General features: G+C 72.4%; 20 protein-coding genes and 1 pseudogene. 9 read left to right on the forward strand and 12 right to left on the reverse strand.

The window, feature by feature from the left end; all coding sequences use genetic code 11:
• Nucleotides 1–36: 36 nt before the first annotated feature.
• Nucleotides 37–108, forward strand: a pseudogene (locus tag EAO72_RS43935) (hypothetical protein); the annotation flags it as partial.
• On the opposite strand, the gene EAO72_RS00195 reads toward EAO72_RS43935, so the two are convergent.
• On the reverse strand, nt 99–968 hold the full coding sequence (locus EAO72_RS00195; protein WP_148015123.1) for a PhzF family phenazine biosynthesis protein: 870 nt from the start codon (nt 966–968) through the stop codon (nt 99–101). The pseudogene EAO72_RS43935 and the gene EAO72_RS00195 sit on opposite strands and share 10 nt — an antisense overlap.
• Nucleotides 969–1,093: 125 nt before the next feature.
• Nucleotides 1,094–2,155, reverse strand: a complete 1,062-nt coding sequence (locus tag EAO72_RS00200) for a phosphotransferase (protein WP_148015124.1) — start codon at nt 2,153–2,155, stop codon at nt 1,094–1,096.
• Between the two features lie 171 nt (nt 2,156–2,326).
• Here EAO72_RS00200 and EAO72_RS00205 point away from each other — a divergent pair, with 171 nt between their 5' ends.
• A complete protein-coding gene (locus EAO72_RS00205; protein WP_148015125.1) occupies nt 2,327–2,965 on the forward strand; it encodes a PadR family transcriptional regulator in 639 nt (212 codons plus the stop codon).
• Nucleotides 2,966–3,070: 105 nt separating this feature from the next.
• On the opposite strand, the gene EAO72_RS00210 is transcribed toward EAO72_RS00205, so the two are convergent.
• Nucleotides 3,071–3,502 (reverse strand): type II toxin-antitoxin system Rv0910 family toxin, encoded by a 432-nt coding sequence (locus tag EAO72_RS00210; RefSeq protein WP_148015126.1) that lies wholly within the window; start codon nt 3,500–3,502, stop codon nt 3,071–3,073.
• A 61-nt stretch (nt 3,503–3,563) separates the two neighbouring features.
• Nucleotides 3,564–3,776: a hypothetical protein gene (locus EAO72_RS00215; protein ID WP_148015127.1), complete on the reverse strand. Its 213-nt coding sequence runs from the start codon at nt 3,774–3,776 to the stop codon at nt 3,564–3,566.
• A 244-nt stretch (nt 3,777–4,020) separates the two neighbouring features.
• Between EAO72_RS00215 and EAO72_RS00220 the strand changes: the two genes are divergently transcribed.
• From EAO72_RS00220 to EAO72_RS00230, 3 genes are all read left to right on the forward strand, one after another.
• Nucleotides 4,021–4,554: a Clp protease N-terminal domain-containing protein gene (locus EAO72_RS00220; protein WP_187284881.1), complete on the forward strand. Its 534-nt coding sequence runs from the start codon at nt 4,021–4,023 to the stop codon at nt 4,552–4,554.
• Between the two features lie 250 nt (nt 4,555–4,804).
• On the forward strand, nt 4,805–5,809 hold the full coding sequence (locus EAO72_RS00225) for an EamA family transporter (protein WP_148015128.1): 1,005 nt from the start codon (nt 4,805–4,807) through the stop codon (nt 5,807–5,809).
• A 158-nt stretch (nt 5,810–5,967) separates the two neighbouring features.
• Complete coding sequence (locus EAO72_RS00230) at nt 5,968–6,924, forward strand: DMT family transporter (protein WP_148015129.1); 957 nt, start codon at nt 5,968–5,970, stop codon at nt 6,922–6,924.
• A 115-nt stretch (nt 6,925–7,039) separates the two neighbouring features.
• On the opposite strand, the gene EAO72_RS00235 is transcribed toward EAO72_RS00230, so the two are convergent.
• Entirely contained in the window at nt 7,040–7,735 is a 696-nt protein-coding gene (locus EAO72_RS00235; protein WP_148015130.1) for a pyridoxamine 5'-phosphate oxidase family protein, read from the reverse strand.
• A 35-nt stretch (nt 7,736–7,770) separates the two neighbouring features.
• On the opposite strand from EAO72_RS00235, the gene EAO72_RS00240 reads away from it, so the two are divergent.
• A complete protein-coding gene (locus tag EAO72_RS00240; protein ID WP_148015131.1) occupies nt 7,771–9,102 on the forward strand; it encodes an aminotransferase class I/II-fold pyridoxal phosphate-dependent enzyme in 1,332 nt (443 codons plus the stop codon).
• A 229-nt stretch (nt 9,103–9,331) separates the two neighbouring features.
• Here EAO72_RS00240 and EAO72_RS00245 read toward each other — a convergent pair whose 3' ends face one another.
• Nucleotides 9,332–10,354, reverse strand: a complete 1,023-nt coding sequence (locus tag EAO72_RS00245) for a DMT family transporter (RefSeq protein ID WP_187284882.1) — start codon at nt 10,352–10,354, stop codon at nt 9,332–9,334.
• Between the two features lie 74 nt (nt 10,355–10,428).
• Between EAO72_RS00245 and EAO72_RS00250 the strand changes: the two genes are divergently transcribed.
• The gene (locus tag EAO72_RS00250; RefSeq protein WP_148015133.1) at nt 10,429–11,349 is read left to right on the forward strand and encodes a LysR family transcriptional regulator; all 921 of its coding nucleotides are present in this window, start codon (nt 10,429–10,431) and stop codon (nt 11,347–11,349) included.
• A gap of 9 nt (nt 11,350–11,358) precedes the next feature.
• On the opposite strand, the gene EAO72_RS00255 is transcribed toward EAO72_RS00250, so the two are convergent.
• On the reverse strand, nt 11,359–11,826 hold the full coding sequence (locus EAO72_RS00255) for a pyridoxamine 5'-phosphate oxidase family protein (protein WP_148015134.1): 468 nt from the start codon (nt 11,824–11,826) through the stop codon (nt 11,359–11,361).
• A 112-nt stretch (nt 11,827–11,938) separates the two neighbouring features.
• On the opposite strand from EAO72_RS00255, the gene EAO72_RS00260 reads away from it, so the two are divergent.
• Nucleotides 11,939–12,616, forward strand: a complete 678-nt coding sequence (locus EAO72_RS00260; protein ID WP_148015135.1) for a cysteine hydrolase family protein — start codon at nt 11,939–11,941, stop codon at nt 12,614–12,616.
• Here the strand turns inward: EAO72_RS00260 and EAO72_RS00265 are convergent.
• The 4 genes from EAO72_RS00265 to EAO72_RS00280 all read right to left on the reverse strand — a co-directional run bounded on the left by EAO72_RS00265 (nt 12,613) and on the right by EAO72_RS00280 (nt 17,827).
• A complete protein-coding gene (locus EAO72_RS00265) occupies nt 12,613–13,071 on the reverse strand; it encodes a Rieske (2Fe-2S) protein (RefSeq protein ID WP_148015136.1) in 459 nt (152 codons plus the stop codon). The genes EAO72_RS00260 and EAO72_RS00265 overlap by 4 nt on opposite strands.
• 74 nt (nt 13,072–13,145) lie before the next feature.
• Nucleotides 13,146–15,311 carry a S9 family peptidase gene (locus EAO72_RS00270; protein WP_148015137.1) on the reverse strand — a complete coding sequence of 722 codons (2,166 nt, stop codon included), beginning with the start codon at nt 15,309–15,311 and terminating at the stop codon, nt 13,146–13,148.
• A 178-nt stretch (nt 15,312–15,489) separates the two neighbouring features.
• Nucleotides 15,490–17,016, reverse strand: a complete 1,527-nt coding sequence (locus tag EAO72_RS00275) for an MDR family MFS transporter (RefSeq protein WP_459112813.1) — start codon at nt 17,014–17,016, stop codon at nt 15,490–15,492.
• Nucleotides 17,017–17,218: 202 nt separating this feature from the next.
• A complete protein-coding gene (locus EAO72_RS00280) occupies nt 17,219–17,827 on the reverse strand; it encodes an acyl-CoA-like ligand-binding transcription factor (protein ID WP_148015139.1) in 609 nt (202 codons plus the stop codon).
• A 251-nt stretch (nt 17,828–18,078) separates the two neighbouring features.
• On the opposite strand from EAO72_RS00280, the gene EAO72_RS00285 reads away from it, so the two are divergent.
• The gene (locus EAO72_RS00285) at nt 18,079–18,909 is read left to right on the forward strand and encodes an IclR family transcriptional regulator (RefSeq protein ID WP_222724063.1); all 831 of its coding nucleotides are present in this window, start codon (nt 18,079–18,081) and stop codon (nt 18,907–18,909) included.
• Nucleotides 18,910–19,076: 167 nt separating this feature from the next.
• Here EAO72_RS00285 and EAO72_RS00290 read toward each other — a convergent pair whose 3' ends face one another.
• Nucleotides 19,077–19,640, reverse strand: coding sequence for a flavin reductase family protein (locus tag EAO72_RS00290; RefSeq protein WP_148015141.1), 564 nt, complete (start codon nt 19,638–19,640; stop codon nt 19,077–19,079).
• Nucleotides 19,641–19,879: the final 239 nt, after the last annotated feature.

A 19,879-nucleotide genomic window follows, 5' to 3' on the forward strand; every position in this document is an offset into this window, starting at 1 on the left:
ACGGCCGTACGGGGCCTCTCACCGGATTTCTCGGCGCTGGCCGCCCACTCGCGGCGCGGTGTCATCGCGACGGCCGCCGCCGCCTCGCCGGACCGCGGCTACGACTTCGTGTCCCGCGGCTTCTTCCCCGCCGTGGGCATCGACGAGGACCCGGTGACGAGCAGCTCGCCGTCCACGACCGTCACGGCACGGCCTGTCAGCAGGGTGCGGTCCCCGCGCAGCGACGTGTAGACCAGACCGGGGCGGGCGGACGCCTGGAGGCCGGTCAGCTCGTCGCGGCCGAGCCGGGCCGACCAGAACGGCGCGAGGGCGGTGTGGGCGCTGCCCGTCACCGGGTCCTCGTCGATGCCCACGGCGGGGAAGAAGCCGCGGGACACGAAGTCGTAGCCGCGGTCCGGCGAGGCGGCGGCGGCCGTCGCGATGACACCGCGCCGCGAGTGGGCGGCCAGCGCCGAGAAATCCGGTGAGAGGCCCCGTACGGCCGTCTCGTCGGCCAGTTCCACGAGGAGATCGCCGATGTGCGGGCCCGTGTCGTGCACGGATACGGGCTCCGCGCCGAGGGCGGCGGCCAGTCCGGCCGGCGCGGCTTCGGGGGTCAGACGGGCGGTCGGGAAATCGAGCCCGATGGAGCCGTCCGGGTCCGTGGTCGACGTGAGGACACCGCACCGGGCGGCGAAGCGCACCGTGCCGCTCGCGGTCGACGTGGTGTGCAGGACGTGGGCCGTGGCGAGGGTGGCGTGGCCGCACATGTCGACCTCGGTGGAGGGGGTGAACCAGCGCAGCGCCCAGTCGGCGCCTTTGCCCGGCGGCAGCGGATGGGCGAACGCGGTCTCGGAGAGGTTCAGCTCCGTGGCGATCTGCTGGAGGCGGCTGTCATCGGGGAAGCCCTCCGGGCCCAGGAGCAGGACACCTGCGGGGTTGCCGGAGAAGGGGCGGTCGGTGAACGCGTCGACGATACGAATCCTCATGGCCCGACCGTAGGGGCGGGGCGAAGCCCCCGGCCAAGGCCAATTCCGGGTCGGCGGCTCGGAATGGCCCGCCCCGGCGGTGGACGCTCTCTGTCAGGACCTTCCCGCGGGGGGCAGGGCAGCCCTCAGTACCAAGGGCGGGAGTCCTGTGCGGGCAGCGGGCGCAGCGTCGGCCAGCGTTCGAGCAGGCGGCCGGCCAGGGTGGAGCTGAGGCGGCCGAGGGCATGCAGGTGATCGTGGTCGCGGGCCAGGCCGGCGACCACGCCGAGGCGGTGGACGAGCCGCTCACGGGCGGAGACGTAGCCCCACTCGAAGTCCTCGGTGGGTACCCGGGCGAACTGGTCGGCCGTTCCGCGGTGGGCGCGCTCGACGAGCGCGTCGCCTTGGATCAGCCAGCCCGCGCACGCGTCGGCGAGGTCGCCCGGCACGTCCTTCCCGGTGAGGTCGCGCCAGGTGGTCCGGTAGACGTCCTCGACCTCCGTGAGCGGGGCCGCCGCGACCGACATGGCGCACCAGCAGGTGGGAAAGCCGATGCGGAAGTAGGCGAGTTCGGTCAGGCCGTTGCCGAGCGAGGCGCGCTCGAAGTCGACGAAGCGGACACCGTCGGCGGTGCGCAGGTCGTTGCCGGGACAGGGGTCGCCGTGCAGCAGGGCGTGGTGCGGGGTGGGGTCCAACCGCTCCAGGAGACCGCCGAGTTCATCGGGAACCGTGGCCGGTACGGGCACGTCGAGCGCCCTGGCCAGGGCGAGGAAGGACTCCGCGTCGGTGGCCGTGGGCCCCGACGAGGCCGGGAGCGCGCCCGCGTCGGCGGGCCCGGTCAGGGCGTGCAGCCGGGCGAGCGACTCGGCGTATCCCGGCATCCAGTCGTCCGTCCTGCCGAGGTCCTCCAGGTGCTCGAGGACCAGCACGCGCGAGGGCGGGTCCGCGGCGAGCACCGCGGGGGCCACGGCGGGCTGCCCGGAGGCCCGTCCCGCCAGGCGCAGCCCGGCGGCCTCCCGCGCGAAGCGCGTGTCCGCGTCGGCCCGTGCGTCCCCGACGTCGGTGATCTGCTTGACGATCACCAGCCGGCCGCCGGTCAGCCGCACCCGCCACACGCGTGACCGCGGACTGCTGTCCAGGAGCTCGGTCTGCTGGGGAGTGCCCACGGTCGAGAGCAGCGCCTCGTTGAACGGAACACGGTTCGTCATGCCGGCGAGCGTAGCCGCAGCCGGGCGCGCGGCTGTCGTGGCGGCCCGCGACCGGGAACGACCGGAGCGAGTTCGGCACAGGGGTTTGTCAAGCGACCGGTTCCGATATATCGTTGAGGCATCGCGACAGTACAGCGATAGGTAAAGATCAATGAGAGAAGGAGAATGGTCATGCGTTCACATGGACATGAGCACGGACACGGTCGTGGGCACGGACAGGGGCGCGGCCCCTTCGGTCCCGGTGAGTACGAGCGGGGCGACTTCGAGGGGCGCCGCGCCGCCTTCGGGCCGTTCGGCCCGCCGTTCGGCGGCGGCCCCTTCGGTGGCGGTCCGTTCGGCGGAGGACGAGGCCGCGGTGGCGGCCGGGGGAGGGCGCGCCGCGGTGACGTGCGTGCGTCGATCCTTGCGCTGCTGAAGGACCGGCCGATGCACGGCTACGAGATGATCCAGGAGATCGGCGAGCGCAGCGGCGGGGCCTGGCGGCCCAGTCCGGGCTCGGTGTACCCGACTCTGCAGCTGCTGGAGGACGAGGGGCTGATCGTCAGCGCGAGCGAGGGCGGCAAGAAGTTGTTCACCCTCACCGACGCCGGTCGTACCGAGGCGGAGTCGGGGGCCGACGCGCCCTGGGAGGAAGCCGGTCGCGGCGTCGACTGGGACAGCCTCAACGAGGTGCGGCAGGCCGGTTTCGGCATGATGGAGGCGTTCGGCCAGGTCTGGAAGACCGGCTCGCCCGATCAGCGCGAGAAGGCGCTGGCGGTGATCAACGACGCCCGGAAGAAGCTCTACCTCATCCTCGCCGACGAGCACTGAGCCGGACGGTGAGTGAGGTGGGAAGAGAAGTGCCGAAGGGCCCCGTGGTGCTGCCGCGGGGCCCTTCCGTGCGTACGGATGAGGTGGCGGCCGTGCCGTGCGGGGTCAGGCGACGATCAGTCCGTCCAGTTTGCGCAGGGACTCGACGAGGGCCGCGGTGGCCGAGTCCTTCAGCTTGCCGGCCATCAGGGAGACCGCCGCGCCGGTGAACTCGCCGTCGATCCGGATCGTGGTCGCGTCCCCGTCCGGCGTGAGTACGTAGCTCATCCTGAGATTGACGCCCATCGGCCCCTTCCCCGTGGTGGTCAGCAGTCGGCCGTCCTCCAGCTCCGCCACCGTCCAGGTCACCTCGGCGGGGAATCCCATCAGCTTCATGTTCTCCTCGTACGTGCCCGCCAGTGCGAGGTCGGCCGGGCCGCCCTTGGGGAAGCTGGTGTGGGTGGCGTTCCAGTCCCCGTACGTGCTGAAGTCGGTCAGCTGGGCCCAGACCTTGCCGGCCGGTGCTGCGATACGCGTTTCTGCACTGACTTCGGCCATGCGACCACCCCTTCTCGACGGGTTACGGTGTCGCGGAACGTAGCCGCAGCGGCGAAAACATTCAATACTGATGAAGCGTCAGATCTGCTGGAGGGGCTTCGGTCCGCCAGATCAGGGCCGCGTCGAACCGGTCGCAGGCGCGTGGATGCGGTCCGTCGTCGTGGCAGTGGAACGCCGCCCAGAAGAGATCCGCGCGCAGGGCGTCGGACGGCGCGTGCACCCGGTAGACGTAGTCGCGCCCGTCGAGTGCCGGCAGCGAGACGAGCCAGCTCATCTCGGCACCCCCCTCTCGCGACCGTCATCGTGTTCCGGCGTGAGAGACGTGTACGGGGAGGCTTCCGGTTGCTCCGGGAGCGTGAGGCAAGGCGGCGCGCGCCGTTTGCGGGAATCCGCTCCCGGAACGGCGCGATCTCATCCGCAAGGAGGAGGCCTCGCTCCTCTGTGCCCAACTCGGGTGGGATGCGGCAATGGGACTCTCCGGGGACGCCGCGGCCGATACGGGCTGATGGGGTGGAAGCGTGCAGAACCCGACCCCGCGGATCCCTCAGCAGCCCGCACCGAACCACCGTGCTGAGTACGACGCCGGACTCAGCGACGAGCTGGCCGCCGTGGTGACGAGCGCGCGCAGGCGCGCCCTGCGCGACGGTGACCGGCAGATCGACACGGCTCATCTGCTGCATTCCCTCATCGAGTCGGACCCCGCCGTCCGCACGGCCTTCGACGGCGGTCCTCAGCTGGCCAGGGTGCTCGGCTACCTCGTCCAGCGCAGCATCGGATACGGGCTCCGCTGGCAGGGTGCGGTGGAGGACTCGGGCGCGGTCCCGGTGGTGACGGACGCGGGTGCCGAAGGGTGGTCGCCCTCGGCGGCGTCCGCCATGGCGGACGCCGCCCGCCGGGCGCAGGCGGACGGGCGCGAGCGGGCCGGCGGACTCGACCTGCTCGCCGCACTGGCCGCGGACCGGGAGTGCCGGGCCGTCGAGGTGCTGGCGCGGGCGGGCGTCGACCCGGCGCTGCTCGCGGACCGCATCGTGGAGGCGTCCGGCAGAGCGTGACCGGGCGGCATCGTGGAGGCGTCCGGCAGAGCGTGACCGGGCGGCATCGTGGCGGCGTCCGGCCGGCGTGGGGGAGGGCCGGTCCCGGCGTGAGGGTGTCCGGACGGGCGTGGGAAGGCCCCGGCGTCGTGAGGGTGTACGGCCGTGTGCGGCCGGCCCGTCGCGTCAGGGGCGCCATTGACCTCGGAGTGTTACCGAAGTCAGGTGTCACGGGGGTGACGCTCCTGACGGCGGCTGTCATGATGTGCTGATGCACGCGTCTCAGGGAAGAAGCGCCGGCCTGGGACTCGCCCTCGCCTCGGCCTTCGCGTTCGGCGGTTCCGGAGTGGCGGCCAAGCCGCTCATCGAGGCGGGTCTCGACCCGCTTCACGTGGTGTGGCTCAGGGTGGCGGGCGCCGCGCTCGTCATGCTGCCCGTGGCCTGGCGCCACCGGGATCTGGTCCGCAGCCGCCCCGTGCTGCTGCTGGGATTCGGGCTCCTCGCCGTCGCGGGCGTCCAGGCCTGCTATTTCGCCGCGATCTCCCGGATCCCGGTGGGCGTCGCCCTGCTCGTCGAGTACCTGGCCCCGGCGCTGGTCCTCGGCTGGGTGCGCTTCGTCCAGCGCCGCCCGGTGACCCGGGCGGCCGCCGTCGGCGTCGTCCTCGCGGTCGGCGGTCTGGCCTGTGTGGTCGAGGTGTGGTCCGGGCTGGGCTTCGACGCCTTCGGGCTGCTGCTCGCGCTCGGTGCGGCCTGCTGCCAGGTCGGCTACTTCGTCCTGTCCGACCAGGGGAGCGCGGACGCGGCGGACGGCGCCGAGCCGCCGCATCCGGTCGGTGTCATCGCCTACGGACTGCTGATCGGAGCCGCTGTCCTCACCGTTGTGGCGCGCCCGTGGGGCATGGACTGGTCCGTGCTCGGCGGCGACACCGCGATGAACGGTACGGATGTGCCCGCCTGGCTGCTCCTCGTGTGGATCGTGCTGCTGGCCACCGTCATCGCGTATGTGACCGGTGTGATCTCGGTGCGGCTGCTGTCACCGGCGGTGGCGGGTGTCGTCGCCTGCCTGGAGGCCGTCATCGCCACCGTGCTGGCCTGGGTGCTGCTCGGCGAACACCTGGCCGCGCCGCAGCTCATCGGCGGTGCGCTCGTCCTGACCGGCGCCCTCATCGCCCAGTCGTCCACGCCCAAAGCACCCTCGGGGCCCGTCGCCTCGGGGCCGGGCGGGGAGCGGGCGGTGGCCGAGGGGGAGTTGCCCGCCGGACGCGCCGCCTCCTAAGGTGGCGATCATGCGTTTGACCGTACTTCCGCCGCCCGCCGCCTAGCGCGGGCAGCCACTCCTGACGAAGACCGGGCTCGGGCAGTCCCCGAGCGGTTCGTCGCTGCCCGAGTGCGGAGCCGAGCGACCACCTCCCCGTTCTTCCCTGGAGAAGTCACGTGTCGAACCCTGTTTCCGGCCTGCCCGTCGGGCGGAGCCTGTGCTATCTGATCATCGCCGGAGTGGCCTGGGGCACGGCCGGTGCCGCCGCCTCGCTGCTCTTCGGGGCCAGCGATCTCGGCCCTCTCGCCCTGTCGTTCTGGCGCTGTGCGGGCGGCCTCCTGCTCCTGCTCGCCGCGCTCGCGCTGCGGCCCGGCCGGGCGGTGGCCGTTGCCGAGTCCGGGCGTCGGCGACTGCTGCGCACCGTCGGTACCGGTATCGGCCTCACCGTGTTCCAGACCGCGTACTTCGCCGCCGTCCAGGCCACCGGCCTCGCGGTCGGCACCGTGGTCACGCTCGGCGCGGGCCCCGTCCTCATCGCGGTCGGCGCCCGGCTCACGATGGGCGAGCGGCTGGGGCTCGGCGGCATCGCCGCGGTCGCCGGAGCGCTGACCGGTCTCGCCGTCCTGGTGCTCGGCGGCGACGCGGGCACGGTGCGGCCTGCCGGGATCGGGCTGGCCGTGCTCTCCGCAGCGGGCTACGCCGCCATCACCCTGCTCACCCGTTGGCTCGGGCGGGACGGTGGCGGCGGCGACGCGCTCGCCACCAGCGCCTGGGCGTTCGGAATCGCCGCGGTCGCCCTGCTGCCGATGGCGGCCGGCGAGGGCCTCGTCCCGCACACCGAGCACCTGGCGCAGGTGGTCGCCCTGCTCGTGTACATCGCGGCCATCCCGACCGCCCTCGCCTACGCGCTGTACTTCGCGGGCGCCGCGGTGGTGCGGGCCGCCACCGTGTCGGTGATCATGCTGCTCGAACCGGTCAGCGCGGCGGTCATCGCGGTCGTCGTGCTCCACGAGCGGCTCACGCCGGCCACGGTCGCCGGGACGCTGCTGCTGCTCGCGGCCGTGGTCGGGCTGGCCGTCGCCGAGACGCGCGGCGCGGCGAACGCCCGCCGGGAGGCGGCCGTCCCCGCGTGAACCACCGGGGCGGGCGGGACGGTGTGATGCCGTACGGCCCAGCCGTGCCGCGTGGGCGTGGGGCGGCGGGACGGTGTGCTGCCGTAGGGCCGCCACGCCGCCCCGGGCGGCTCCGTCAGAGGGTGCTCAGATACGCAGGGACGGCGATCGAGGGATCGAGGTCGTCGGCGGGAACCGGTGCGGCGTAGCCGGGCGCGAGCGGGACGACGCCGGCCCAGTGGGGGAGCGCGAGATCGCGTGCGTCGTCGTTGGGGCCGCCGGTCCGGATCTTGGCGGAGACCTCCCGCAGGTCCAGCCGGATCACGGCGGTGGCCGCCAGCTCCTTCCCGTCGGCGGGCCGGGAGTCCCTGGACCGCCCGGGCACGACCTGCTCGACGATCGCGTCGAGGGCGACGCGCCGTTCCTCGGGGTCGGACACCGTGTGGGCCATGCCGTGGACGACCACCGAACGGTAGTTGAGGGAGTGGTGGAAGGCGGAACGGGCCAGTACCAGCCCGTCGACATGCGTCACCGTCAGACACACGGCCAGTCCCTCGTCGCTCCCGTCCGCCGCCCGCAGCGGGCGGGAGCCGGTCGAACCGTGCACGTAGAGGCGCTCGCCGACCCGGCCGAACAGCGTGGGAAGGACGACGGGTGCGCCGTCCCGTACGAAGCCGAGGTGGCAGACGTACGCCTCGTCGAGTATCGAGTGGACCAGTTCCCGGTCGTAGGAGGCCCGCTCCCGGGAACGGGTCGGGACCGTGCGTCCGGTCGCCTCGTAAGCGGTCGCGGGGCCCGGGGCCGTGGTCTGCTGGGGTGCGGTCTCCGGCATTGCGTACTCCATTGCACTAGTGCATACTGTCTTTTGTGCTAGGAGAGTATCGGATCAGTGGGCGGCGTGCATCGGAAATTGCTGCCAGCGTGGAGCGGGCGGTCGGTTCGGGTGAGCTGACACCCGGACAAGTGCTGCCTCCCATGCGGGAGTTGGCGAGTCGGCTGGGGGTGAACCCCAATACGGTGGCGGCCGCCTACCGCACCCTGCGGGAGCGTGGTGTGATCGAGACCGCCGGCCGCCGGGGCAGCAGGGTCCGGCCGCGGCCGGCGAGCACCGCGCGGGGGTCGGTGCGGGTGGAGGCGCCGCCGGGCGTGCGGGACCTGGGGCAGGGCAACCCCGATCCGGCGCTGCTGCCCGCGCTGGGGGAGGCTTTCGCCTCCGTCACCGAGGCCTACGCGCGGGCGCCGGGCCTGTACGCGCAGGCGCCCGTGGACCCGGAGTTCGCCGCCCTGGCGCGCGCCCGGTTCGACGCGGACGGCGTTCCGGCCGGGCCCGTGGTCGCCACCTCCGGCTCGCTGGACGCGATCGAAAGGGTGCTGGTCGCACACCTCAGACCCGGTGACGTGGTTGCGGTCGAGGACCCCGGCTGGGGCAGCCTGCTGGATCTCGTTCCGGCGCTGGGCATGCGCCCGGTCCCGGTCACGGTCGACGACGACGGTCCGTTGCCGGAGGCCCTCGACGCGGCGCTCGGGGCGGGTGCGCGGGCGGTCGTCATCACCGACCGGGCGCAGAATCCGACCGGAGCGGCGATCGGCGCCGGGCGCGCGGCCGAACTGCGGGCGGTCCTCGCCGGACACCGCGGAGTGCTCCTGATCGAGGACGACCACGGGCACGCCATCGTCGACCTGCCGCTGCACCCCCTGGCCGGTGTCACCGACCGCTGGGCGTTCGTGCGTTCCGTCGCCAAGGCCTACGGACCGGACCTGCGGGTCGCCGTGCTCACCGGGGACGCGGTCACCGCCGACCGGGTCTCGGGCCGTCAGCGGCTGGGGCCCGGCTGGGTCAGCCGGCTGCTGCAGCGGGCGGTGGTGCACCTGTGGACCACGGACGCGGTCGACACCCGGGAGGTGGCCCGGTCGTACGCCCGTCGCCGGGACGCACTCGTCCGGGCCCTGGAGGACCGGGGCATCGAGGCGCACGGACGCAGCGGGATGAACGTGTGGGTCCCTGTCAGCGACGAGACGGGCGCCGTGGCGCGGCTGCTGCACGCGGGCTGGGCGGTGGCGCCCGGCGCCCGCTTCCGGATGACGGCGTCCCCCGGGATCCGGCTCACCGTGTCGCCGCTCACCGACGCCGACATCGCACCGCTCGCGGACGCGGTGGCCGCGGCGGCCGGGCCCGCCGCCCCACTGAGCTACGGATGAGCTACGCCCGTTTCCGGCCTCGCGGCGCCCGAGCCGTCGCTTCGGTGGCGTGGGCGCGCTACGACCGGTTCCGGTGTGGCGGCGCCCGAGCCGTCGCTTCGGTGGCGCGGGCGCGCTACGACCGGTTCCGGTGTGGCGGCGCCTGAGCCGTTACTTCGGTGGCGCGGGCGCGCTACGCCCGTTTCCGGCCTCGCGGCGCCCGAGCCGTCGCTTCGGTGGCGCGGGCGCGCTACGACCGGTTCCGGTGTCGCGGCGTGCGAGCCGTCGCTTCGGCGGCGCGCGGCCTGCTCTGGGTCAGCGCCGCACCCGCCAGGACGACGAGGGCGCCGACCGGGGTGTTCCAGCTGAGCTGCTCGCCGAGCACGGCGACCCCGGCAGCGGTGGCGATCACCGGGATGAAGTAGGTGACCATCTGTGCGGTCGTCGGGCCGACCTCGGTCACCAGGCCGTACTGGAGCAGTACGGCGAGTCCCGTTCCCAGCGCCCCGAGGGCGACCACGGACAGGGTGGGCCACAGCGGGAAGCCGTCCGGTGCCGTGGTGAACAGCGGAGTCACCAGCGCGAGCTGGACCGTGCCGAGGAAGAGCTGGCTGCCGGTGAGGGAAAGAGCGGACGAACCGCTGCCCGCCAGCGTCCGGCGGACGTAGATCCAGCCGACGGGATAGCTGAGTGAGGCCAGGAGCGCCATCGCCGTACCGCTGAAGTCCAGACCGGAGAAGCCCTGCCACGCGCCCAGCACGGTCAGCACGCCGAGAAAGCCGAGCCCGAGACCTGCGACGCGGCGTCGGGTCGGGCGGTCCTCGGACAGTGCGACGAGGGAGAGCGCCATGCCCCACAGCGGGGAGGTCGCGTTGCAGATGCCGGCCAGGGTCGAGGGGATGGTCAGTTCCGCGTAGGCGAACAGGGAGAACGGCAGCGCGTTGAGGAGGAAGGCGGCAACGGCCAGGTGGCCCCAGGTGCGGGCGGTGCGCGGCAGCCGCTCCTGCTTCACCGCCATGGCCACGGCCAGGACCGCCGTCCCCGACAGGAGCCGGCCGAGCGTGACCTGGAACGGTGCGTAGCCATGGGTCCCGACCTTGATCAGGAGGAAGCTGAAGCCCCAGATGAGCGAGAGTGCCCCGAAGCGCAGTCGCCAGTCCAGCGCGGACCGGCCGCTGGGGCCGGCGGGGCCGGCGAGGGGTGACGCCGGTGCGGGCTGCTTGATTTCCGGGGTCGCGGTGGCCGGGGTCCCCGGCGCGGGTGGTGCGCTCATGAGGTCAACGATGACGAAAGCAATCTCGTAGCACAAGTGAGACTTTGTGTGGGTGTCCGCGTAGCATCGCTTACATGTTGAACTTGGAGCGCCTGCGCACCCTGGATGCCCTGGCCCGGCTCGGTTCGGTGAGCGGTGCCGCCGAGGGACTGCATGTGACCACGTCCGCCGTCTCCCAGCAGATGGCGAAGCTGGAGCGGGAGGTGGGGCAGCAGCTGCTGGCCAGGAACGGGCGCGGGATCCGGCTGACCGACGCGGGACGACTGCTCGCCGACCACGCGGCCCGGATCCTCTCGCAGGTCGAACTCGCCCAGTCCGACATCGAGGCCCAGCGGGGCGAGGTGGTGGGCGAGATCCGGCTGGGCGCCTTCCCCACCGCCGCCCGCGGACTCTTCCCGGCGACGCTCCTCGCCCTGCGCGCCGGCCATCCCGAACTCCGGGCCCGTACGCGGGAGCTGGAACCCGAGGACGGTATCCGCGCCGTACTCAGGGGCGACATCGATCTCGCCGTGGTGCTGGACTGGAGTAACAAGCGGCTGCCGGTTCCGGGCGGCCTCGCCCGCGAGCATCTGCTCGACGACGCACCGGACATCGCCATGCCGGCCTGTCACCCGCTCGCGGAGCGCGGTGAGGTCGACCTGGAGGACTTCGCCGACGACGACTGGGTGTCATGGCCCGAGGGCGAATTCTGTTACGACTGGCTGATGTTCACCCTCCGCTCCAAGGGGATCGAGCCGCGCATCGCCCACCTCGCCGGCGAGCACCACACCCAACTGGCCCTGATCGCGGCGGGAATGGGCGTCTGTGTGGCGCCCCGGCTGGGCCGCGGGCCGGTGCCCGACGGAGTGCGGCTGGTTCCGGTGCGGCAGAAGATGCGACGGCATGTCCACGCGGTGTGGCGGGCGGACGCGGACCGGCGCCCGTCGATCAGAGCGGCGGTCGCGGCGCTGCGCGAGGCGGGGCGGGAGCTGGACGATCCGCTGGGGGACGGCTGAGTCCTGTGCTCACAGGCCGGCCAGCTTGCCGAAGTCCCAGGAGGTGACGGTGTCGGGCGTGAGTCGCATCCAGGCGTGCCGGCCGTCGTGCGGCATCGTCTCCATGCCGAAGTACTTCGCCGCGAACAGCCGCTCGGGTACGACGAGTTCAGGGCAGTCCTCGCCGGTACGAGGCGCCTCGCCGACGAAGACGGCCTGACCCGAGAGCTCGATGCCGCGCAGTTCTCCGTACTCCACTCCGTCGTCGACGACGACGGAGAGCCTCGGGTCGTGGCTCAGCTGGGACCAGCGCAGGCTCCGGGTGATGGAGTAGAGCCAGAGTGACGTGCCGTCCCAGCAGAACCAGAGCGCGCCGACGTGCGGCCGGCCGTCCGCGGCGACGGTGGCGACCCGGCAGGTTCGCTGGCCGGCGAGGTAGGTGTCGCGCTCCTCGTCCGTCATCATGATCCGGCGGCCCCGCCGCTGACTGACGGCCATGGGAAGCCCCCTCCTATTGGCTGACTGTGTGTCAGGAATCATGGGGCCTCTTCCTTCATCGCGCAATGGAGGTTAGCCTCGCGCGCCCGTTCCGTCGTCGAGAGGGGCAGCCGTGCCGAGCAGGGAACAGCTAGCCGAACAGACCGGTCCCGCGACCACCGTGCTGCTGACCGTGGAGTGCCAGCAGGGTGTGGTGGGTCCCGGCAGCGCGCTGCCCGAACTGGCCAAGGAGGCCAGGTCGTCCGGGGCCCTGCACAACGTCGCCCGGCTGGTGTCCGCCGCCCATGAGGCGGGCGTCCAGGTCCTGCACGCGGTTGCAGAACGCCGGCCGGACGGCCGGGGCGCCAACAGCAACGCCCGCCTCTTCCGTGCCGCGGGCCGCCTCCCCGTACAGCAGCACTCCGGCAGCACGGCGGTACGGATCGCCGAGCCGATCGAGGTGGCGGACCAGGACCTCGTCGTCCGCCGGCTGCACGGGCTGTCGCCGATAGCGGGCACCGACGTGGACGCCCTGCTCCGCAACCTCGGCTGCCGGACCCTGGTCGTCACCGGCGTATCGGCGAACGTGGCCATTCCCAACGCGGTCTTCGACGCGGTGAACCTCGGCTACACCGCGGTGGTGCCGTCCGACGCCATCGCGGGGGTGCCCGCCGACTACACCCCCGCGATGATCCGCAACACCCTCGCCCTGGTCGCCACCGTGACCACGACCGACGACCTCCTCGGCTGCTGGCTGAGCGGCCGTACCAGGGAAAGGAGAGGAGGAGACCCCAGGGCCTCTCGACCCTAGGCGGACGCCAGGCTGATCGAGTCGCCCTCGACCGTGATCTCGGTGGCGGGCAGCGGTGTGGTGGCGGGGCCCGCCTTCACGTCGCCCGTCGCCACGTCGAACTTGCTGCCGTGGCACGGGCAGTTGATGGTGCCGTCGGACACGGTCGACACGGTGCATCCCGCGTGGGTGCACTTCGAGGAGAACGCCTTGAACTCACCGGCCGCGGGCTGGGTGACCACGACCCCCTCGTCCTTGAAGATCGTGCCGCCGCCCTCCGGGATGTCGGTGGTCTTCGCGAGAACGGCGCCCCCGCTCGCGGCCCCGCTGCCGTTGGTCTGCTTGACGGCATCGGAACCGGATGACTCCTTCGAGCTGCCGCACGCGGTCAGCACGGCGGCCACCGAGACGGCGCCGGCCGCTGTGACGACGGTCCGGCGCCCGATACGGGCCTCGTGGTCCTGCGATGCGCTCATACGGGCGCTCCCTCTCTGCGGTGTTCATGGATCCGACGCTTCGTCCAGGGGTACGGGCAGCCGGTGATCCGTGTTCAAAGGTCCAGGGACTTCCTCAGGAAGTCCCGCTCCAGCAGCAACAGGTTGCTCGCGGTCTGCCCCCGGCCGACCAGATGGCCGGCGCCCGGCAGCGGCAGAACCGTGTGCGGCCTGCCCGCCGCGAGCAGTGCTGCGGAGAGCCGCAGCGTGTGCGCCACGGCCACATTGTCATCGGCAAGACCGTGCACGAGCATGAGCGGCCGCGTCAGTGCCGCCGCCTCGTCCAGGAGCGAATTACGGGTGTAGTTCTCCGGCAGCACGTCCGGGTGGCCCAGGAAGCGTTCCTCCCAATGGGTGTCGTAGAGCCGCCGGTCGGCAGGTGCCGCACCCGCCACGGCCGCGTGGAAGACCTCCGGGTGCCGCAGCACGGCCGCCGCCGCCAGGTATCCGCTGAACGACCAGCCGCGCATCGCCACCCGGTTCAGGTCGAGGTCCGGGTACCGGGCAGCCGCCGCGTGCAGGGCGTCGATCTGGTCCTCCAGGACGGCCGTGAGGCGGTCGCCGTGCACCGACTTCTCCCATGCCTCGCCACGCCCGGGGGTGCCCCGTCCGTCGGTGACCAGCACGGCGAACCCCTGCTCCGCGAACCACTGGGCGACTGCGACCCACCAGGCCCGTACCTCCAGGACGGCCTGCATGCCGTGTCCCGCGTAGGGACTGAGCAGCACCGGCAGCGGACCGTCGCCCGGCCGGTGCCAGGAGGGCAGGTAGAGCCTGCTGCGCAGTTCCCGCCCGCCCAGGCGCAGGGCCAGCGGCCGCGGGGAGACGAGGGGTTCCTCGGCCAGGACCTCGACGGCGCCCGTCGGCACGCCGGCGCGCAGCACCGTCACCGTATGGCCGTCCGGCGTCCTGCTGTCCAGGACCACCGTCGGGCCTCCGACGGCCGCCGTGTGCACGCCGGGTGCGCCGCTGACCCGTACGAGACCTTCGTCCGGATCGTCGCAGGCGTACGACCAGACATGGATCTCGGTCGGTTCCTCGCCCGCCGTGAAGAACACCCGCCCGTTCGCCGTGCCGAGCATCTCGCGGACCTCAAGGCCCGGCGGTGTCGTGACACCGCCGATGTCCAGGCCCTGGGTGTCGCCGCCCGGCAGCGCGGGAACGACGAGCGCTCCGGACGCCAGACGCAACGGTGTGCCCGGGCGCAGGGCCACCCAGGCGGGGTCGTGGGTCCGGTGCGAGGTGCGCGCCGCGCCGGAGGTCTCGTCCACCTCCAGGACGTGGACCGACCGCTGGTCCCGTGTCTGTACGGTGACGAGCGGGCCGTGGTCGTCCCAGTCCGCCGCCACGACGTACTCGAACGCCCGGTCCGTCCACACGGCCTCGGGGTGTCCCTCGCCGGCCTCCCGGGGCAGGCGGACCTCGGTGCGCTCGCCGGACACGCGGATCAGGTGCAGCGAGACCTCGGCGTTCGCGGTGCCCGCGGCCGGATAGGCCACCACACGGGGAGGCCGCTCCGGGTCCGACGGATCGGCGAGGTAGCGCTTGCGGACCTGCGCCGTGTCCACCCGGGCGACCAGGAGCGCGTCACCGCGAGGCGACCACCAGTAGCCGCGCGAACGCCCGATCGACTCCTGCGCGACGTAGTCGGACAGCCCGTACGTCACGTGCTCGCCGTCCGGTCCGGCCAGCGGGCGGTCGCTGGTCCCGTCCGCCCGTACGGTCCGCAGCGCTCCCCGGGACACGTACGCGATCAGGGAGCCGTCGGGGGAGGGGCGCGGATCGACGACCGGTCCCGCCGTCGGGATGCGGAGCGGGGCGCCGCCCTCGGTACGCAGCACCCAGAGGACTCCCTGGAGAGCGAAGGCCACCAGCCGTGCGGAGGCGTCGGTGGCGTAGGACACCACGCCCGAGGAGGTCTCACGGGCCCTTTCCCGCCGGTCCCGTTCCTCGGGCGGCGCCTCGCCCGGGGCGTCGTCCGCGAAGCCGGGCCCGAGCGGATCGGCCAGGAGCCGCTCCGCACCGTCCTCGTACAGCCAGAGCCTGCTCACGGGGTCGGTGCCCGAGGTGCCGCGGAGGAACAGCACGCGTTCGCCGTCGGGGGAGACGGTGAACTGCCGGGGCACGCCGAGCGAGAAGCGCCGGGTGCGGGCGAACTGGAGCGGGAAGTGTTCCGCGGCGGTCGCGGGCGCGCCAAAGGGTGTGTCGAAGGGGGGATTCATGGCGACACCATGACAGGTGGAAATATGCTCGATCCATCCCGGTCCGCCCGTATATGGTGCGAGGTTCCGCTCCGGGGGTGCGGGAGGCCGGCGGAATCCGGCCCTGTCGCGACGGAGCCCCGCACCGACACGCGACTGGCGCGTGCGGTGCGGGGCTCGGCGACCCGGTGACCGGTGATCAGTGCGTCGGCGCCGCGGCGCTCTCCTCCGCGAGCCGTTCCATGCCGCTCTGCGTCTTGAGCGGCTTCTCCTTGATGAACAGCACGGCGACCAGCGCGAGGAGCGCGAAGGGGGCGCCGATCAGGAACACGTCGGCGGTCGCGACGCCGTACGCGTGCTCGACCACCTGGCGGGCCGGTTCGGGGAGCGTGCTGAGGTCGGGCACGCCGTGTCCGGCACCGCCGTTGTCCGCGGCCCCGCCGAAGCCCTTCTCCATCTCCTGGGTCACCCGGTGGCCGAGTACCGCGCCCAGCGCGCTCGTACCGATCGCGCCGCCGAGGCTGCGGAAGAACGAGAGCACCGAGGTGGCCGCACCGAGTTCCGAGGCGGGTACGTCGTTCTGGGCGGCCAGCACCAGGTTCTGCATCAGCATGCCGACGCCGACGCCGAGCACGACCATGTAGAGGCTGAGCACCCCGAACGAGGAGTCCGCACCGATCGTGGACAGCAGGCCCATGCCCGCCGTCATGATGATGCCGCCCGCGATCAGGAAGCCCTTCCACTTGCCCCGGGAGGAGATGATCTGCCCGGCGACGGTCGTGGAGACCATCAGACCGAGGATCATCGGCAGACTCATCAGGCCCGCGACGGTCGGCGTCTTGCCGAGCGAGATCTGGAAGTACTGCGAGAGGAACACCGTGCCGCCGAACATGGCGACGCCGACGAGGAGGCTCGCCACCGTCGTCAGTGCCACGGTGCGGTTGCGGAAGATGGTCAGCGGGATGATCGGCTCCTGGACCCTGGACTCGACCAGGACCGCGGTGGCCAGCAGGACCACTCCGCCGGTGACGAGTGCGGCGGTCTGCCACGACGCCCAGTCGAACTGGTTGCCCGCGAGGGTCACCCACAGCAGGAGGGCGCTGACACCGCTCATGATGAGCACGGCACCGAGATAGTCGATCTTCACTTCCCGGCGGACCGTGGGAAGTTTCAGGGTCAGCTGGAGCAGCACGATGGCCAGCAGCGCGAACGGCACCCCGATGAAGAAGCACCAGCGCCAGCCCAGCCAGGAGGTGTCCACGAGCACACCCCCGATGAGCGGTCCCGCGACGGTGCCGACGGCGAACACGGCGCCGAAGATGCCGGAGTAGCGGCCGAGTTCACGCGGCGGGATGATCGCGGCCATCACGACCTGGGCGAGTGCGGTGAGACCGCCCGCGCCGATGCCCTGCACGACGCGGCTCACGATGAGCAGCCCGACGCTGTGCGAGAAGCCGGCGACGAGTGAGCCGACGACGAACATCGACAGGGAGAGCTGGATGAGCAGCTTCTTGTCGTAGAGGTCGGACAGCTTGCCCCAGATCGGGACGGTCGCCGTCATGGCGAGGAGCTCGGCCGTGACGACCCAGGTGTAGGCGGACTGGCTGCCGTTCAGGTCGGAGATGATCCTGGGCAGGGCGTTGGAGACCACGGTGGAGGCCAGGATGGCCACGAACATGCCCGCCATCAGGCCGGACATGGCCTGAAGTATCTGGCGGCGCGTCATGCCGGGCGCGGCCCCATCGGGCGCACCGGCTGTACCGGCTTCGGGTGTGACGGCAGCGGTCATCGGCTGACGTTCCTCATTTTCTGGTGACTGGTTCTGTGGTGAATGGTTCTGTGGTGACTGGTTGGGTGGAGCGTGCATCTGCGGGGCGTGGATCTGCGGTGACGGGTGACGGCCTTCGCCCCTTCGGGACGTGGTGTCTTCAGGTCTTCAGACCGGTCGCCAGCGAGGCGAACGCCTCGCGGTACAGGCTCTGGAACGTGCGCGTGCGGCCGGAGGCCACCCACACCTCGACCGTGGCGCGCACGGCGGCGATGGCCACATGTGCGAGCAGGCGGGGCTGCAGATCGGTCTCGGGGTCCTGGCCCAGACGCTCGGCCAGGACGGTGACCAGGGCGCGCTCGTCGGCGCCCTGGGCGGCCAGGAATCCCGGGAGCAGGGAGGGGCTCGTCCTGAGCACCGCCATCTGAAGTTCCCAGCGTTCGTGGTCCTCCTCGACCTGGGCGAGCTCCTGGGCGAGCGCCTCGCCGAGGGCTTCGAGCGCGGTGAGGTGCTCCGGCGCGTTCAGTACGGCCTGACGGGTCCGCTCGGCACCTTCGTGACCCGGGCGGGTGATCGCGTCCTCCAGGCACGGGAAGTAGTTGAAGAACGTGCGTACAGAGACGCCGACCGCATCGGTGACCGCTTCCACGGTCACCTGCTCGATCCCGCGGGCCGCAGCCATGCGCAGGGCCATGTCGGCCAGGGCGTCCCGTGTCGCGCGCTTCTTGCGTTCGCGCAGCCCGAGGCAGGCGTCGTCGTCGGCACTCATGAAGGTGCATGCTATGCAATTTTGCGCCCTGGGCAAAATTCTGCGGGGTGCCCGTCTCCGGGGCGGCTCGTCGGCCGCCGGGGTGAGGTCGGGCAAAAGAGACGGTGCGCATCTCTTCACTGGGCTCGGGGGGCGCTGTTACATTCCGGAAAACAAGAATTCATTTCAGTCTGTGGCTGGAGGCACCCATGACGGCTGTCCAAGACGCTCCCCATGTGCAGACACCGGTTCGTCGCGAGCTGCCACCGTCGATGGTCGAGCGCATGACGCTGATCATGGACGTCTTCGAGGGCAGGGCGGCCCGGCTCTCGCTGGAGGAAGTGGCTCGCTCCACGCAGCTGCCCAGGTCGACGGCACACCGGATCCTCGACCAGCTGGTACGGCTGCGCTGGCTCGAGCACACGGCTCTCGGCTACGGACTCGGACGCCGCGCCCTCGGCCTCGGCGGCGGGGACGGCGCGCACGGCAGGATCCGGGAGGCCGCGGCCGCCCGGCTGCACGACCTGCAGATCAAGACAGGCCTGGTGGTCCACCTGGCCGTCCTGGACGGGGCGGAGGTGCACTACCTCGACAAGGTGGGCGGCCGCTTCGCCGCTGCCGTGCCCTCGCGCGTGGGCGGCCGGGCGCCCGCCCACTCGACCGCACTCGGCAAGGCCATGCTCGCCTGGCTCGAACCGGAGGACGTCGAGGCCAGGGCCGCCGAGTCCATCGGCCGTCTGACGCACCGCACCATCGCCGACATCGGCACCCTGCACCAGGAACTCAACCGCATCCGGCGCCGTCACGGCCTCGCCTTCGAACGCGGCGAGTGCTTCCCGGACATCGCCTGTGTCGCCGCCGCCGTCCGCGGGCCCGAAGGGCCGGTCGCCGCGATCTCGCTGGTGGGGGATGCCTGGTCCCCGCTGGAGAAGGTGGCACCCCTGGTCGTGGACGCGGCGCGGCAGGTGTCGCACGAGCTGTTCCCCGAGCCGGAGGCGCCGGTCAGGGCGGCGCGCCGGACCGCGGCCGTGCCGGAGGAGACGTGGTCCCCGCAGGCCATGGACCGGCTGCTTGCGGCGGGACAGTACGGAGACTGGCAGTAGGCGGCGCGCAGGTGAATGGCCCCGGTCGTAGTGGACGGCGCGCAGGCGAAGCCCCCCGGTCGTAGTGGACGGCGCGCAGGCGACGGGCCCCGGTCGTACACGAGGGGTACGACGCAGGCGAACGGCCCCGGTCGTATACGAGGTGTGCGACCGGGGCCCGGCACCTCTCAACCCCAGTGGTCGCCCCAGCCCCACGGGACCGGCGGCGCCGCAGGGCTTCCGACGCCGAAGCCGCCGCGGAAGAAGAGCATCGGCTGCCGCTCGGACACGGTCTCCAGGGCCAGGACCCGGCCCACCACCACATCGTGGTCACCCGCGCCGTGCACGTCGTACACCTCGGCGTGCACCCGGGTCAGGACGCCGGGCAGGGACGGCGTGCCCCAGCGGGAGAGCTCCCAGTCCAGCCCTTCGAACTTGCGTCCCTTGCTCGAACCGAACCGGCCGCACAGATCGGTCTGCTCCTCGGTGAGGATGTTCACCGTGAACCGGCCGGCCTCCCGGATCCTCGGCCAGGCCCGCCCCCGGTGGTCCGCGCAGAACAGGACCAGGGCGGGCTCCAGCGACACCGACGCGAAGGACTGGCACGCGAAGCCGGCGGGAACCCCGTCCCGGCCGGTCCCCGTCACCACCGTGACCCCGGAGGCGAAGGTGCCCATGATGCGCCGCATCCGGGCTGGGGTCGGCTCGGTCTCCTCGCATGCCTCGGGCGCGGACAGGGGCTCTGCGGTCATCGGGTTCACCTCGACGGGGACGGTGCGGCGGTGTGCCCGGGACCGGGCAGGGGGCCGAAAGTAGGACAGCGGCCGAAGCGCCGGGGGGCGGTTCCCGATGAGTGGAACGGCCCCGGGCCCAGGGCCGCCGCACGCCGCCCTCACCCCGGCGGCCGCACGCATCCCGCTCACCGAGACGCCCGCCGCGTGGCCCGGCGGGCCGTGGCTACCGTCCAGGAACCGATCACACGGCACCCATG

This window comes from Streptomyces sp. OR43 (assembly GCF_008042275.1).
GTDB lineage: Bacteria > Actinomycetota > Actinomycetes > Streptomycetales > Streptomycetaceae > Streptomyces.

Coding starts and splice junctions, on each gene's coding strand:
- EAO72_RS00195 (WP_148015123.1), bottom strand. CDS start 968: ATGAGGATTCGTATCGTCGACGCGTTCACCGACCGCCCCTTCTCCGGC.
- EAO72_RS00200 (WP_148015124.1), bottom strand. CDS start 2,155: ATGACGAACCGTGTTCCGTTCAACGAGGCGCTGCTCTCGACCGTGGGC.
- EAO72_RS00205 (WP_148015125.1), top strand. CDS start 2,327: ATGCGTTCACATGGACATGAGCACGGACACGGTCGTGGGCACGGACAG.
- EAO72_RS00210 (WP_148015126.1), bottom strand. CDS start 3,502: ATGGCCGAAGTCAGTGCAGAAACGCGTATCGCAGCACCGGCCGGCAAG.
- EAO72_RS00215 (WP_148015127.1), bottom strand. CDS start 3,776: ATGAGCTGGCTCGTCTCGCTGCCGGCACTCGACGGGCGCGACTACGTC.
- EAO72_RS00225 (WP_148015128.1), top strand. CDS start 4,805: ATGCACGCGTCTCAGGGAAGAAGCGCCGGCCTGGGACTCGCCCTCGCC.
- EAO72_RS00235 (WP_148015130.1), bottom strand. CDS start 7,735: ATGCCGGAGACCGCACCCCAGCAGACCACGGCCCCGGGCCCCGCGACC.
- EAO72_RS00245 (WP_187284882.1), bottom strand. CDS start 10,354: ATGAGCGCACCACCCGCGCCGGGGACCCCGGCCACCGCGACCCCGGAA.
- EAO72_RS00250 (WP_148015133.1), top strand. CDS start 10,429: ATGTTGAACTTGGAGCGCCTGCGCACCCTGGATGCCCTGGCCCGGCTC.
- EAO72_RS00255 (WP_148015134.1), bottom strand. CDS start 11,826: ATGGCCGTCAGTCAGCGGCGGGGCCGCCGGATCATGATGACGGACGAG.
- EAO72_RS00265 (WP_148015136.1), bottom strand. CDS start 13,071: ATGAGCGCATCGCAGGACCACGAGGCCCGTATCGGGCGCCGGACCGTC.
- EAO72_RS00270 (WP_148015137.1), bottom strand. CDS start 15,311: ATGAATCCCCCCTTCGACACACCCTTTGGCGCGCCCGCGACCGCCGCG.
- EAO72_RS00275 (WP_459112813.1), bottom strand. CDS start 17,016: ATGACGCGCCGCCAGATACTTCAGGCCATGTCCGGCCTGATGGCGGGC.
- EAO72_RS00280 (WP_148015139.1), bottom strand. CDS start 17,827: ATGAGTGCCGACGACGACGCCTGCCTCGGGCTGCGCGAACGCAAGAAG.
- EAO72_RS00285 (WP_222724063.1), top strand. CDS start 18,079: ATGGTCGAGCGCATGACGCTGATCATGGACGTCTTCGAGGGCAGGGCG.
- EAO72_RS00290 (WP_148015141.1), bottom strand. CDS start 19,640: ATGACCGCAGAGCCCCTGTCCGCGCCCGAGGCATGCGAGGAGACCGAG.